This is a genomic window from Lyngbya aestuarii BL J (assembly GCF_000478195.2).
GTDB classification, from domain to species: domain Bacteria; phylum Cyanobacteriota; class Cyanobacteriia; order Cyanobacteriales; family Microcoleaceae; genus Capilliphycus; species Capilliphycus aestuarii.
Map to the genome: position 1 here is coordinate 26,265 of NZ_AUZM01000039.1, position 13,773 is coordinate 40,037.

Genomic DNA, 13,773 nt, shown 5'->3' on the forward strand with positions numbered 1-13,773 from the left:
AGAATAGCGCCGAAAAAAGAATCGGGTATTATCTTCGCCTCCACCACAAAATTGCTGCGGTGATCAATCCAAATAAGGGTAAAATCACTAAAGCAGCCCAACTGATTGATCGTCCTAAAACCGGAGTCATGGCGATGCGACGGTTAGTTACAGGTTTAGGACGGATAGAAAGTGTGACTTGATCAGGTTTACTTAACCAACTCACTGTGTTGATGAACATATCTCCATTGAGTTGTTGTTCAAACCAACCGTTTGTCGCAAATTGAGAATTTCCCAATACCACTAACCTTGCTTCTGTGGTTTCTGTGGTTTCTTCGGTTGTTTCTGCGGTTGTTTCTTCTGGAGTTTCTGCGGTTGTTTCTGCGGTTGTTTCTTCTGAAGTTTCTGGAGTTTCTGCGGTTGTTTCTGCGGTTGTTTCTTCTGAAGTTTCTGGAGTTTCTGGGGTTTCTTCAGTTGTTTCTGCGGTTGCTTCTTCTGAAGTTTCTGGAGTTTCTGCGGTTGTTTCTTCTGAAGTTTCTGGAGTTTCTGCGGTTGTTTCTTCTGAAGTTTCTGCGGTGTTTTCTGCGGCTTCAGACGTTGGAGAAGAAGTTTGATAAACCTCTACCTCTACAGGTTTTGTTAACGCCACTCCTAATGATAACGGCCCTTTGCGATCGCTATCTGGATTAAATTCTAACTCCCGACTCGCTAAGTTTGTTTCCGCCCAACTCTCTGCTTCTGTCCAAATCAGAGGACTTTCTGTAATCCCCTCGACAGTGCGAGTTTCCACCGGACGAGCTAAAGGATAAAAAGAAATGCCATTATTAAACTCTTGAGTAATCGGATGTTCACCATATTCTCGTACAATGGGAACAGTCGGCCCAAGTCCGACTAACCGACCGCTTCCTGTCGCATCAATCGCCAGGCGATCATCAATTTTCACGCCCCATTTGTCTAATACCTCATTTAACCCCGGTTCAGTTTTGGGGTCAATCATCACCAACAAACTCCCCCCTTGTTCCAAATACTCGTCTAACGCTTCAACTTCTCCTTCAAATAACGGACGTTGTGGCCCAGCAACCACAATCACATCGGCATCTTCAGGAATCGTAGACTGTTGAGTGAGAGTCAGAGGTTCAATCACAAAGTTCTTCTCGTCTAAAGCATTAACCGCATTTTTTAAACCGCCTTGTCCATCAGTTAACGGACGTTCACCATGACCTTGTAGAAAGTATATTTTAGGAATACGGTTACTGAGAAGTTGTTCAATCCCGTTCGTGAGTTGGGCTTCGGTGAGTGCTTCTGAACTTTCCTTTCGCAGCGACTGGCGTCGATCTCCTGACTCTAAATAGACTACACCAAATTCACTCACCCCATACTCTTGAGCGACTCCCGGTTGTACTTGCGGATCGACAAATTCATAGTTAAACTGTTCGGGAGCAATACGACGATACTGATCTAAAAGTTCTTTAGCTTGGGGGTTTCCAGAACGATCAAAAACCAGAACTTTAATCGGTTGTTCTAAATTCGTTAAAAGCGTTTGAGTTTGAGGTGCCAGGGTAAATTGTTGGTTTTCAGTTAAGTCAAGACGAACTGCATGACGAACCGCCAAAAAGTTAATCAACCCTACAATTAAAAAGACAGAAACCGTCGCCGCAAAAGCATTTGTTCCGGCTTGAGTAGAACGACGACTCCAATAGGGATGTTTGAGACTATCGCCTTGACGAAAATAGACACGAAACAAAAACCACAACCCAATAATTACCGCCCCAGCGATGATTAACCCCAATGGAACTGGTTCCCAACTGCCGGAAACAAACCCGGCGGACAAGCCCATAATCATTAAAAATGGGCCTAGCCAAAAGGTATATTTAAAAAACTTCCAACTGGGTGCTGTTTTCTGTTTCATAAGATTTAATAACGCTGGAAGCGCAAGGCATCAATGGACTGGGCGGTGAGAAACACTCCTAAAATAATATAACTCCCAAATAGAATCAGACTACTGGTATCTAAAACCCCTCTAACTAAATTGGTATAGTTGGAAATCAACGATAGATGAGCTAAAGCATTTCCAAAGTTGCCACCGACGCTATTACCAATGATATCGATCACCCACAAAAATAAAACTAAGGCAAAGGTCAAAATTGCCGATAAAATTGTACTTTCGGTCAGAGATGAGATGAACATTCCCAATGAGAGTACCCCACCTGCAAGTAATATTAACCCGGCATGGGCAGTGAGGAAAATTGCGGGAGACATGGGGGGTTCAGCCGCACTCAGGGCAACTGCTTCTAATGCCATTAACGGTAAGATCATCGTGGCGTAAAACGTCAGAACGCCGAGTAATTTGCCCGTGGCGACGACCCAGTTGGTCACCGGAGATGTGGCGAGTAGTTCTAGGGTTCCCCGTTTACGTTCTTCAGCGTAGAGTCCCATCGACAGCATTGGCAGAACAAACAATGACATCGAACCCATCAGTCGCAAAAAGACTTGTAGAAATTCGTAGGGTAAGTCAATAGGGGGATCAGTAATTCCCGACTGATCGAGAAGGGCGACTTGTTGAATTAAACCATCTGGCCCTAACAAAACGGCAACGAAGAAATATCCAGTCAACACCCAAAAGACTCCGGCGATCGCATAGGCCAGCGGAGAGGCAAAGTAACTTTGGAGTTCTTTACGATAAATCGCAACAAGGCTGCTTAGGGTGACAAGCATAATGATTGGTTAAGGGGTTGGCGATCAGTCGGGTTCGTCGATGTCTTGTTGATTATTGTCTACGGGATCGAGTTTTTCGTCTAGAGGTTCGGGTACTTCGGGTTGAGTTTCTTCGACTTCGATCATATCTTCGGCAGTCGGAGTGACTTGTTGAGTGGTAAGTTCTAGGAAGACATCTTCTAGACTAGCGCGAGTGCGGCGCATTTCATAGAGGTTAAACCCGCAAGAGACACAGGCAGCGACGATTTCCGGCCCGGGTTCGCTGTTGGGTTCACAGAAGATTTGAATTTGTCGGCGATCTTCTAGACTCTCTGGAAGATATTGTAGCGATCGCACACCTGAAATTTGTTCTAATCTGGTTAATTTTTCGGGATCGATCGTGCTGTCGAGTTCGAGTTCATATCCTGATCCGGCGGTGAGTTCTTCCATGAGGGTTTCTGGGGTTCCCGTCGCCACCACTTGACCTCGGTTAATAATCGTCACCCGATTACAGGTCATGCTCACTTCTGGCAGAATATGGGTAGACAACACAATTGTATGGTCTCCAGCAAGGCTTTTAATCAGGTTACGGACTTCGATGATTTGACGAGGATCTAAACCGACGGTGGGTTCATCAAGGACAATCACGGGGGGATCATGAACCAACGCTTGAGCGATACCAACCCGTTGACGGTAGCCTTTGGAGAGTTTGCGAATTAGGGATTTTCGCCGTTCCCACAGTCCACATTTTTTCAGGGCGGCTTCGACGTTTGGTCTGCGATCGCCTGCGACGACTCGTTTGATCCGTGCGACAAAGTACAAAAAGCTCTCCACGCTCATTTCGGGGTACAATGGCGGGTTTTCGGGGAGATAACCAATGCGTTGACGGACGGCTATCGACTGTTCATGGACATCATAACCAGCGATTTTAGCGGTGCCACTGGTGGCGGGGAGGTAGCCGGAGAGGATTCGCAATGTGGTGGTTTTTCCGGCTCCGTTTGGCCCTAAGAATCCTAAGATTTCTCCGGCTTCCACTGAAAATGAGACATCCTGAAGGGCGGGGGTTGAACCATAGATCTTACACAGATTTTCGACTTCGATCATGGGGGGTGGGTTAAACTGCAATGATGCGATTAAGAATAAATAGTATCTCAGCTTGGAGACGTCACCAAAATTATAATTTTAACAGAATTATGAATGATAAATTATAAATTGATGACCTGAAAGTGAGGATGTCAATCCCCAGTTTTTGTTCAAATTATCAATGATCAATGATCAATTCTAAATTGGAAGTTCATTCTAGGAGTACAAAGAGTTGTGACATCCTTCAGTTCTTCCTTTTTCATCATCAAGTCCTGCCTGGTCTATTTGAGCGAATCAAGAGCGAACTGAGCAAAAGCTATTCAATTGGGCAATCAGGTTTCAAAATAATCCGAAATTTTTTGACTTTGTTCTAACAAGGGTTCTAAGCTACTAACCTGAAACCAAAACCAAAGTTCTCTTTGACTTGAAAATTCAACGCTACCGATCAGGGCAGAAGAATAGTTTTTCGACCAACTCGACAATAGAAGTTGTCCAATATTGCCCACTTTATATTTAGGAATCATGTAAGTAATACTATAGTTACTGAGCGTACTCATCACTCCCATAACACCATTAAAAAAAATATTACCCACCTCACTTAAAATTCCTTGATCAACTTGGTCTTGATCCAATTTTCGTCGTTCTTGGGTTTCAATGAGATTAATCAATAATTTTGCACTTTCAGTCGGAAAAACCAATTGCGCCATGCCCTCATAGTGTCCTGAAAAAATCAGTTCCATCGCACTAATTTCGGTCAAATTGAGGGAAGACTTGAGTTGAGAAAGTAATTGTTCACGAGGAATAATCTCTAAAGTTTTTAGTTTTAACTCAATCGGAGACTTGGCAATCGTTTCTAACATCATCTGGGATCTTTCCAAGCCTACTTTAAAAACTTGCTGGAGATGAGCAAGTGACTCGGCATTTTGGTTCATAAGTTCTGAAGTAACAGCTCTAGCTTGAACAAATCGACAGATTTTTCTTACCGTTAATTTTAGAGCAATGAGCAGTTAGCGAATACAGTCTGTCAACCTGATCCCGATTGCTAACTGCTACCCAAACAACGGAACAGAGGAATTTTGAGCCTCAGTCAAAGAATAGTCAGGGTTGACGGACAATTCCAAAAACAGAAGTATAACCGTGTAGAAACGTCCCTTCTCCTACCGGGCCGATTTCCCCATTGCAGAATAAACCACTGACCGGAATATTGAGATAACGTTGAAATTGGCTAGAGTCGAAGTTAGGTTCGCCGTAGAGACCTTCTCCCCGTCCTAAACAGGAAAACATCAAAGCCCCTGCATTTGCCCTCAGTTGAGATGAATTTGGATGTTGCTGTTGATAACGAGTCAGTAATGCTTGCAAGTCTTCTTTTGAGGTTTCAGCATCTCGGAGGTGAAATTGAATTCGTTGTCCTGGGCGAACCCGATCCCCAATCGCAATCGCCCCAATCCGTGGATCTACCCCCAATAAGTTGCGAATCAAAAAATCTCCGGGTTCTAATTGTTGTTTAAATTCATCTCGAACAACGCCCACAAAGAGGGAATTTTGAGCAAGTTGTCGATCAGGTTCGCTCAAATCTTGTACCAATTCTTGCAAAGCCTCTAAGGGTGAGAGCGATTCTCCCGAGCCACCGTAGGATAACTCACCAGAACCGTACTCTTGCTCCAGTTGGAGAATAATATTACGCTCTCCTTTGGTGACTCGATAAGGCAGACCAACCGGACGACAACCTTGAGCCACGATAGTTTCTAAGACAATGTTACCGCACAGAGCCACACCCACGACTTCTCCTTGATAATGTTGGGAATCGTGAAAAACGGCTGTGATATTGTTCAAACCCCCACTGGCCAAACCTCCAACCTTGACTGAACCGGGATAAGCATAATCAAGCCCTTGGAGTAAATCATTAATCCGATTGTACATGGGGTCAACGAGCAGAATAAACTGGGGCTGTTCGCTTGGATCGACTCCGATCAAATCAACCCAGGCTTCGGGAGGACTATCGAGATCGGGTAGGCTAACATCCGACAAATGAAAGGGGTGAACTTGAACACCTGGTAAATGAGCCAAACTCAGACTGAGGGCGGGTTCTCCTTCGATTTCTTCGGCTTGACTGTTAGAATTGACGCCGACAATACCCGCGCCACCACAGCCGATGATTGCTGAAAGGTTGAGTCGCTCTTGCAAAAGAGGCATCAGTCGAGAATATTCGCTGGCAAAGGCAGAGGAGATAAAGACTAAGCCAAAATTGGGCGAGGCGGGGAGTGCTTGTTGAATTTGTTCGACGACTTCATCTATTGCAGCTTCTAGGGAAGGGCGTTTTGAGAGGGCGTTAACCCACTGAATTTGCTCTGTTGTTGGTTCTAGCATCTTAAACTCTCCGATATTGAATTGATTCAGTTGCTCACAATTGCCTCATCTTATCTAGAAATTCATACTTGTCCCGCAGAAGTTAGAAGGCACAAAGCAAGATCTCCCAATTTCCCACCTCTCCATCTCTCGGTACTGACAAATCACGCTTATGGTGGGGGACATGAGTGCTTTGTTTAGATAAAATATATACGATTGGTAGCTTAAGCTGTATTTGTAGCAGATGTGAAGAAGCAAACCTTAAAAAATCAAGAGGAATACCTCGCTCAAGCTGGGGATTGAGTTATCACTGATCAGTAGTGGTTAGAGTATTAAGCAAAGCCGTCTAGCGAAATAGCCGAACTTGATGACTCATTAGTTTTCAGTTAGGCTGATTCTTTGTAAGGAAATATGTAGTTGAGGCGAATCCACAATGACCAATAATAATAATATTGATGAAATGATTGAGCAGGAGCGTCAACAGGCTCGCTCTGCTTGCGATACTCAAGGTTCTAGTTCTGCCGAATGTGCAGCCGCTTGGGATGCTGTCGAGGAGTTACAAGCTGAAGCTGCTCATCAAAAACAGAAGAAACCTAAGTCTTCTTTTGAAGTCTATTGTGATGATAATCCTGATGCGGCTGAGTGTCGCGTTTATGAAGACTAAAAGCTGTTCAGGCGGAAACGTCTTCGAGTGAACTAAAGGCTGTAGCATATGTGAGCAACTGAGTCTTGACAAATGTCGAGCCAGTTGCTTCCCTTTTGATTGATGTTGAATTTGTTGCTCTAAATATTAGGAGATGTTAAATATTTTACCATTCGCTAACATTCCGGTATTGGAATCTTTTATTTGGATGGACTATAGACTAGCTGTTTTATTTACAGTTATTGCTCCGTTAATTTTGCTTTTTTGGGCTTTTCTGCAAAAAATTGATGCGATCCAACGTTTACTCGTGATTTATTGGCGGGTGTCTAGTTTACTGGTCATTACGCTGTACTTGATGATTGCTGCTTTTCCGATTAGCTTTATCACTTCGATCCTCGCCCGAATTTTGATTGTGGTCAGTTTATGGTTTTGGGTTGATCTCAATGAAGAACTTGAAGATCTACAACCTTCTCTATTGAAGTTGAGCTTTACATCCTGGCGATGGGCTGTATCGGTTTATAATGGGTTGGGCGCTTTGCTGTTTATTCCCTTTTTACGGTGTGCATTTTTGGATACGAATGGGTTGATTTCTGATCAAACTTGTCGCATTTGGTTAGATACGCCTTGGATGTATAAGGAGATGTTTCATCCCAATTTGACACCACAATTCTTAGGTTTTTTTGGATTATCGGGTTTAGTGGTTTATCTGATTTGTTTTGGCTATTTTGTCGTGGTCAAACTCGGAAGACAAGGACGTTCAGCGACTGGACATTAAATCGTTTACAATTTACAGTGATCAGTGACCCGTTTTTTTAGCTGTTCACAGGTTACTGTAATTAGTAATCGGGTAGTAAAATAAACAAAGATTTAACGGCTTCCATTGCTAAAATAGCCACTAAACCACCTGCTGCTAAAAGACTCAACGGAATTAAAATGGCTTGCAATAAATACATCGTTTGCTCAAACTGTTTATTATAATAATTCGCGAGTTTATGTAGAGCGATATTGAGATGACCTGTTTCTTCTCCAGTCCGCAGAATTTGAATAGCAATAGAGGGTAGACGACCTTCCACACTTTGGCTGAAAGTATACCCGGCTGGAATTTGACCTAAAGCAATTGTCAGCGTTCCAGACATTTTGGAAGACTTAGGAATGCGATCGCGAACCAGTTCAATCGCAGTTAAAACCGGAATACCACAATTGAGAGGAAGTTCAAGTTCTGCGAGGTCAAGCATCGAACGGGCGGTAAAAATTCGCCGAACTAAAGGTAAACGAGGTGCAATTTTAGGGGCGATAAAACCCAAAGCAATAAGAAAAATTCCCACCAACACCCAAACCCAAATCGGACTTTTAGATATATAAAGCAGAGTAATAATTAATCCCGAAATACTCACTATCGTTGTAATCGCAGCCACTTTAACAGAACGGTAAAGACTCTGACAATCATGTTCTTGTTGAGCAATTTGTGACAAACGATAGCACATTTCTGGCAATGCACCGCTATAGTCAGCAATTTGAATTAAACTAATTGTCCAGCGATCAAAGTACCGAGGCGCATGAGCAAGTGCTGAGGCGAGATCGTCTCCCAAAGCAACGGCTGTACTGACTTTATTGAGATAACGAGCCAATCGATCATCACTTTGTTGAACCAATAAGTCAATGATCTCTTGGATACTAAAGCCAGAGTTGAGCAAAGTCGCGAACTTTGAGAAGAATCGAGCCTTCTGTTGCGGAGTCATGCGTTCCAAATACTAACCCCATATTGTTGCACAAAGGGGCATCAGAAGATGGCGAATCTCCTAAGCACCATTACCTGCTTGCAACTTAACTAAGAGTTGATTTCGCTTTGCGATCGCTTCGGAATGATTCGGTTTGAGTTCTAGAGCGACTCCATAGGAAGCAAACGCCTCTGGATAGCGCTGCAACTGTTCAAAAGTTTGTCCTCGTCTGATCCAGGCTTCACAACAATCGGGTTGACGTTGGATAATCCGATCATAGGTATTAATCGCTTGCTGATATTGGTGAGTTGCTTCTAACACTCTCCCCAACATCAACCGAACCGTATAATTATCCGGCCAAATTTGAATGGCTTGGCTGTAGGCTTCAAAGGCACTAGAATACTGCTGCACCTGTTCACAAGCTTGTCCGAGTTTGATCCAAGCTTCAAAATTATCGGGTCGGAGTCGAACAACTTTTTTATACGCAATGATCGCTTCAGAGTATCGCTCTAACTTTTCTAACGCTTCGCCTCGTTGTAATCCGGCTTGTGTTGCTAGGGTTTGATTTTCTGAAGTCAGGAGTAATACTTTATCATAAGCAATTACCGCTTCTTCATAGCGATCCAACTGTTCTAAAGCTTCACCTCGACAGTTCCAGACTTCGAGAAAATCGGGTTCAATTTGTAAGGCATTATCATAGGCGATGATTGCTTCTTGATATTGTCCCAACTCACACAAGGCAATCCCTCGACCCAACCAGGCTTCGGGAAAGTTTGTGTTAATTTGGGTGGCTTTATCAAACGCGGCGATCGCAGAATGATATTGTCCGAGATCGAGGAGAATTTGACCGCGACTGATCCAAACTGCCGGGGAGTCGGGATTCATTTGTAGGGTTTGATCAATACTGCTTAAAGCGGCTTCCGGCCATTGAGATTTTAACGCCATACCCTTATAAAACCAGGCTTCATAGTCTTGGGGTTGAAGCTGAATGACCTGTTCGTAGGAAGCAACGGCTTCAGCATATTTGTGTTGTTTTTGCAGGGCGATCCCGCGATTAAACCAACCTTGGTAACTTTTGGGTTGGAGTTGCAAGGCGCGATCATAGGAGGCTACCGCTTCGGAATATTTATACTGATTCATCAGCATTTCACCCCGATTAAACCAGGCTTCAAAGTTATCGGGTTGCAACTGTACGGCGCGATCATAAGATTCTACAGCCGACTCGTAGCGTTCTTCATTCATCAGCGCATTGCCCTGATGGTACCAAATGGCTGACATATCGGGTTTAATTTCGATGGCTCTTTTATAAGAAGCGGCGGCGGCGGAAAATTGAAAAGTTGATTCTAAAGCGAGTCCTCTTTCGTACCAAGCTTCAAAATTTTGCGGTTCGATTTTAATGGCCTTGTCAAAGGAGGCGATCGCTTCTGGGTATCGTTCCAGTTTGGATAGGGTAATTCCCCGAAATGTCCATCCCCAATAGTCTTTGGGTTTGATTTTGATGGCGCGATCGTAGGAGGCTAGGGCTTCTTTGTAGCGTTGTAATTTTCTGAGGGAATTTCCCCGTCGCAACCAGCCTGCATACCAGTCTGACTTGTATTGAATGGCTTGGTCATAGTGATAAAATGCGGCTTCAAAGCGCTCGAGTGCGTATAACCGATTTCCGCGCCTAAACTCGGGATAGGCTTTAAAGATACCAAATAGTCTGGACTGGGATGTTGCAGTTGGTTTTGCAGGAGATGAAGATTTTAAAGGGAGAGCTAGGGAGGTCAATTCTTCTGGCATTTGCCACCTCTGACTTCTGAGTGCTGACTTTTTATTTTTCTATTTTAATTGCCGACTGAACAAGGTTTTGTTCTTTTTTGAATCGAGTTTCCTCTGTGGGTTCTGCTGGGTTCACACACCCGAGTTTGACTTTCCCGCAGCTTTTGATTTCTGAAATAGTCTGTTTAAATTGGTTAACCTATCACACTTAAAATACTCTGTCAACCACTTAAAGATATAAATAAATTATAGAATATATATATTTTATTTATAGTTTTGATTCAAATTTCGACATAAATATTCCCAAATAGGGCAAGATGGTTCATGGGAGTTGTCATGCTGTTGTTTCACCCCCTCAGTTTTTCGGTCGGGAACTTCAGCAGACTCAAGAATTGGATGGTTCACTCCTGAGTTGATTTTGCCTAGCTATTCGGATCTGATCGACAAAGTGCTGTAGACCCTAATAGTAGGATGCTTTTGCATTTTGTCGGCATAGAATGAGTTAACTAATGAATATTGCATATTATACAATGCCCCATCTAGCCCTTGCGAGTTGGGTCAAGTCTCACGGACAAAATGCCTCTGAAGGCATCTCTAAAAGCTTAAAGCAATTCTTAGGTTCAAAACCTCAGTTTGCTCCTCTAAAACCCTTGCGACAGTCGCTTGAGGGGATTGAAGTCAAAGACCCTAAACTTGCTAAACTTTTATGTCAACTGATTCCCGCCCAATGTCCTTTTGAGCGGACAATTCAGTTTAGAGGTCGAGTAATTGTCCATATTCCCCCCTTATGCAAACTCAATCCGGTTTACGAAGAAGTCGTTAGCCTACGGTTTCGAGCATTGTGTTATCTAGCTGATGTCTGTGGGGAAGATATTACGCCCTATTGTACAAACTGAAAACGACTGATCGCTTGGGAGGGCTGAAAAGCACCCGTCATTCAAAACTCAGTCCTCTTGACCTCTCATTTTTATTTTCCAGTGTCAAGACCATTGACCCGAAAAAATACTCCCAACCGCCAGACGAACTCGCTTGATATCTTCTTTTAACAATGGTGGCCATTCAACGCCCCGACTCCGACCTTCTTCAAACAGCAGGTGACTTTCTATTGATAATTTATACAAAGCAGAAACTAATTCTCGTTCTAGGGCTGAACTGTCTTTCGCCGCATCAAAGACTATTTTCAACGCTAACAAAATTGACGTGAGTTGACCGGGTATAGGAGGCTGACCTTGCTTGAGGCGGATCAGAAAAGCATCGGGATTTTTTTGTGTTTCTAGGGCTTTTCCTTGAGTGATCAGGAAGTTGCGGGCTGTTTTATAATCCATAGAACTCTCAACACTTGGTCACGAATAAGACAATCATTGACTCATTTGTTCTCCTAACTAGGATTAAGTTTTCCACAAAACTTTTCCACTTTTCCACAAACTTTTTGAGCTTTTCCACAAAATATAACCTGTTCTTAAGCTATTAGTGAATTTTTCTTAACATTTTCCGGGAAGTTGAAATCTGTGTAGAAATTAGAAAGCATTTTCATTTGTACTGAAAACAGGAGTGCAAGCAAGACGCTGGCGGGCTAACTAATTTACAGTCACCAGTAACCAGCTTTTACAGTTATCAATATTCTCTATTTACTGTTAACTGTTAACTGGTCACTGATCACTAATCACTGGTCACTGAGATCTATTCCCATTCAATCGTTCCAGGTGGCTTGGAGGTAATGTCATAAACCACACGATTAACCCCTTTGACCTCATTGACCATCCGATTTGAGATGATTTCCAATAAATCATAGGGAACCCGTGACCAATCGGCTGTCATCCCATCTTCACTGGAGACAAACCGCAGAACCACCGGATGAGCATAAGTACGTTGATCTCCCATGACCCCCACACTACGAACCGGAAGCAACACCGCAAAAGCTTGCCAAAAATCGTGGTAAATTCCCTGTTTACTAATTTCATCGCGAACCACAAAATCTGCATCCCGCAAAATTCTTAGACGTTCAGGTGTCACTTCCCCGATAATCCGAATGGCAAGTCCTGGCCCCGGGAATGGATGGCGGCGAACAATTTCTTCGGGTAAACCAATCGAACGTCCGACTTTACGAACTTCATCTTTAAACAATTTCCGCAGAGGTTCAACCAGTTTAAAGCGTAAATCTTTGGGTAAACCACCGACATTATGATGACTTTTAATTTTGACGGCGACTCGTTCTCCGGTTTGCGGATCAACGTTGGTATCGGCTGACTCGATCACATCTGGATAAAGGGTACCTTGAGCGAGATAATCAAATGGCCCGAGTCGGCTGGATTCTTCTTCAAATACTCCGATAAATTCGTGACCAATAATTTTACGTTTTTTTTCTGGATCAGTGACTCCCTCGAGTTTGGTGAGAAAACGTTCGCGGGCGTTAACGTATTGTACGGGAATGTGAAACTGTTCCTCAAACAGCTTGACCAGGCGTTCGGGTTCATATTTCCGCATGAAGCCTTGATCGATAAACATACAAGTGAGATTATCACCAATGGCTCGGTGCATTAAAAACGCCAGGGTTGAGGAGTCTACACCACCGGAAAGCGCTAGTAAAACCCGTTTGTCACCCACTTTAGCCCGAACTTCTCGAATCGCTTCTTCGACAAAGGCTTCGGTTGTCCAGGTGGGTTGACAGTTGCAAATGTGATAAACGAAATTTCTAATTAGGGCTAAACCGCCGACTGAGTGAACGACTTCGGGGTGAAATTGAACGCCGTAGAGTTTCCGTTCGTGTTCTGCGATCGCCGCACAAGGAGTATTCTCAGTATGGGCGAGAATTTCAAAGCCAGTTGGTAACTCAGTACAAGAGTCGGCGTGACTCATCCACATGGTTGAACCATTTTCGACGTTGGTGAGTAAGTCAGTCGGATCATCAATCAGTAAAGAGGCTTTTCCGTATTCAGCCCGTTGAGCGCGTTCGACTTGACCGCCAAGCTGTTGTACCATCAATTGCATCCCATAACAGACGCCTAAAATGGGAATACCTAAGTTCCAAATATTGGGATCGCAATGGGGCGCACCTTGATCGTAGACTGAATTCGGGCCGCCAGAGAGTATAATGCCTTGGGGGTTTAAGGTGGCGAGTTGTTCAGCCGTGGTGCGATAGGAAATAACTTCTGAATAGACTTCTGTTTCTCGAATCCGGCGAGCAATTAGCTCTGAGTATTGTGAGCCGAAATCCATAATGACGATCATTTGTCGGTTGACTTCCCCAACAATAGGGGTGTCTGATTGGGGTTGAGTTACTGTCTCGGTCTGGGGAGCCATATCGAGGTTGGGATTAATGAATAAATAAGAACTTGGATAACTATAACCAGACCCTCTCTATCTTCGCCGAATTCAGCCAATAGAGAGGGTTTTTTCTGTTACTGACTAGGTGAGGAACAGATTCGCGCACCGTTGTCTGGGAATATCCCAGAAGACCAGTTGTGAGTTGCTCTTTCATCGGGGCTTGGGGCTGGGAAATCAAATACTTTTTTCCGACTGATTTGAGCTGGGGTAACAACTCGATTTTTC

Annotated in this window: 12 protein-coding genes; 3 read left to right on the plus strand and 9 right to left on the minus strand. The window is 43.8% G+C overall.

Annotation, left to right across the window (positions count from 1 at the left end):
* Positions 1-28: 28 nt before the first annotated feature.
* The 5 genes from M595_RS16585 to M595_RS16605 all read right to left on the minus strand — a co-directional run bounded on the left by M595_RS16585 (position 29) and on the right by M595_RS16605 (position 6,123).
* Positions 29-1,888 (minus strand): GldG family protein, encoded by a 1,860-nt coding sequence (locus M595_RS16585; RefSeq protein ID WP_023067510.1) that lies wholly within the window; start codon positions 1,886-1,888, stop codon positions 29-31.
* A 5-nt stretch (positions 1,889-1,893) separates the two neighbouring features.
* Positions 1,894-2,694, minus strand: a complete 801-nt coding sequence (locus M595_RS16590) for an ABC transporter permease (protein ID WP_023067522.1) — start codon at positions 2,692-2,694, stop codon at positions 1,894-1,896.
* Between the two features lie 24 nt (positions 2,695-2,718).
* On the minus strand, positions 2,719-3,777 hold the full coding sequence (locus M595_RS16595; protein ID WP_023067471.1) for an ABC transporter ATP-binding protein: 1,059 nt from the start codon (positions 3,775-3,777) through the stop codon (positions 2,719-2,721).
* A gap of 311 nt (positions 3,778-4,088) precedes the next feature.
* The gene (locus M595_RS16600) at positions 4,089-4,688 is read right to left on the minus strand and encodes a hypothetical protein (protein ID WP_023067475.1); all 600 of its coding nucleotides are present in this window, start codon (positions 4,686-4,688) and stop codon (positions 4,089-4,091) included.
* A 166-nt stretch (positions 4,689-4,854) separates the two neighbouring features.
* Complete coding sequence (locus tag M595_RS16605; RefSeq protein WP_023067501.1) at positions 4,855-6,123, minus strand: FIST signal transduction protein; 1,269 nt, start codon at positions 6,121-6,123, stop codon at positions 4,855-4,857.
* Positions 6,124-6,535: 412 nt separating this feature from the next.
* Here M595_RS16605 and M595_RS16610 point away from each other — a divergent pair, with 412 nt between their 5' ends.
* Together M595_RS16610 and M595_RS16615 are read left to right on the plus strand one after the other, a co-directional pair.
* A complete protein-coding gene (locus M595_RS16610) occupies positions 6,536-6,766 on the plus strand; it encodes a Calvin cycle protein CP12 (RefSeq protein ID WP_023067491.1) in 231 nt (76 codons plus the stop codon).
* Between the two features lie 187 nt (positions 6,767-6,953).
* Positions 6,954-7,520, plus strand: coding sequence for a DUF3177 family protein (locus M595_RS16615; protein ID WP_023067480.1), 567 nt, complete (start codon positions 6,954-6,956; stop codon positions 7,518-7,520).
* 61 nt (positions 7,521-7,581) lie between these two features.
* Here the strand turns inward: M595_RS16615 and M595_RS16620 are convergent, their stop codons facing one another.
* On the minus strand, positions 7,582-8,484 hold the full coding sequence (locus M595_RS16620) for a type II secretion system F family protein (protein ID WP_040484229.1): 903 nt from the start codon (positions 8,482-8,484) through the stop codon (positions 7,582-7,584).
* 60 nt (positions 8,485-8,544) lie between these two features.
* Positions 8,545-10,245, minus strand: a complete 1,701-nt coding sequence (locus M595_RS16625; protein ID WP_023067512.1) for a tetratricopeptide repeat protein — start codon at positions 10,243-10,245, stop codon at positions 8,545-8,547.
* A gap of 488 nt (positions 10,246-10,733) precedes the next feature.
* Between M595_RS16625 and M595_RS16630 the strand changes: the two genes are divergently transcribed.
* A complete protein-coding gene (locus M595_RS16630) occupies positions 10,734-11,120 on the plus strand; it encodes a Mo-dependent nitrogenase C-terminal domain-containing protein (RefSeq protein WP_023067487.1) in 387 nt (128 codons plus the stop codon).
* 84 nt (positions 11,121-11,204) lie between these two features.
* Here the strand turns inward: M595_RS16630 and M595_RS16635 are convergent, their stop codons facing one another.
* Positions 11,205-11,549, minus strand: coding sequence for a hypothetical protein (locus tag M595_RS16635; RefSeq protein ID WP_023067493.1), 345 nt, complete (start codon positions 11,547-11,549; stop codon positions 11,205-11,207).
* Positions 11,550-11,904: 355 nt separating this feature from the next.
* On the minus strand, positions 11,905-13,524 hold the full coding sequence (gene guaA / locus M595_RS16640) for a glutamine-hydrolyzing GMP synthase (protein ID WP_023067511.1): 1,620 nt from the start codon (positions 13,522-13,524) through the stop codon (positions 11,905-11,907).
* Positions 13,525-13,773 lie beyond the last annotated feature (249 nt).

Excerpts from the sequence above, each read along its gene's own strand:
- M595_RS16620 (WP_040484229.1), bottom strand. The coding sequence starts at position 8,484 with ATGACTCCGCAACAGAAGGCTCGATTCTTCTCAAAGTTCGCGACTTTG.
- M595_RS16630 (WP_023067487.1), top strand. The coding sequence starts at position 10,734 with ATGAATATTGCATATTATACAATGCCCCATCTAGCCCTTGCGAGTTGG.
- M595_RS16635 (WP_023067493.1), bottom strand. The coding sequence starts at position 11,549 with ATGGATTATAAAACAGCCCGCAACTTCCTGATCACTCAAGGAAAAGCC.
- M595_RS16585 (WP_023067510.1), bottom strand. The coding sequence starts at position 1,888 with ATGAAACAGAAAACAGCACCCAGTTGGAAGTTTTTTAAATATACCTTT.
- M595_RS16600 (WP_023067475.1), bottom strand. The coding sequence starts at position 4,688 with ATGAACCAAAATGCCGAGTCACTTGCTCATCTCCAGCAAGTTTTTAAA.
- guaA (WP_023067511.1), bottom strand. The coding sequence starts at position 13,524 with ATGGCTCCCCAGACCGAGACAGTAACTCAACCCCAATCAGACACCCCT.
- M595_RS16610 (WP_023067491.1), top strand. The coding sequence starts at position 6,536 with ATGACCAATAATAATAATATTGATGAAATGATTGAGCAGGAGCGTCAA.
- M595_RS16615 (WP_023067480.1), top strand. The coding sequence starts at position 6,954 with ATGGACTATAGACTAGCTGTTTTATTTACAGTTATTGCTCCGTTAATT.
- M595_RS16590 (WP_023067522.1), bottom strand. The coding sequence starts at position 2,694 with ATGCTTGTCACCCTAAGCAGCCTTGTTGCGATTTATCGTAAAGAACTC.
- M595_RS16595 (WP_023067471.1), bottom strand. The coding sequence starts at position 3,777 with ATGATCGAAGTCGAAAATCTGTGTAAGATCTATGGTTCAACCCCCGCC.
- M595_RS16605 (WP_023067501.1), bottom strand. The coding sequence starts at position 6,123 with ATGCTAGAACCAACAACAGAGCAAATTCAGTGGGTTAACGCCCTCTCA.
- M595_RS16625 (WP_023067512.1), bottom strand. The coding sequence starts at position 10,245 with ATGCCAGAAGAATTGACCTCCCTAGCTCTCCCTTTAAAATCTTCATCT.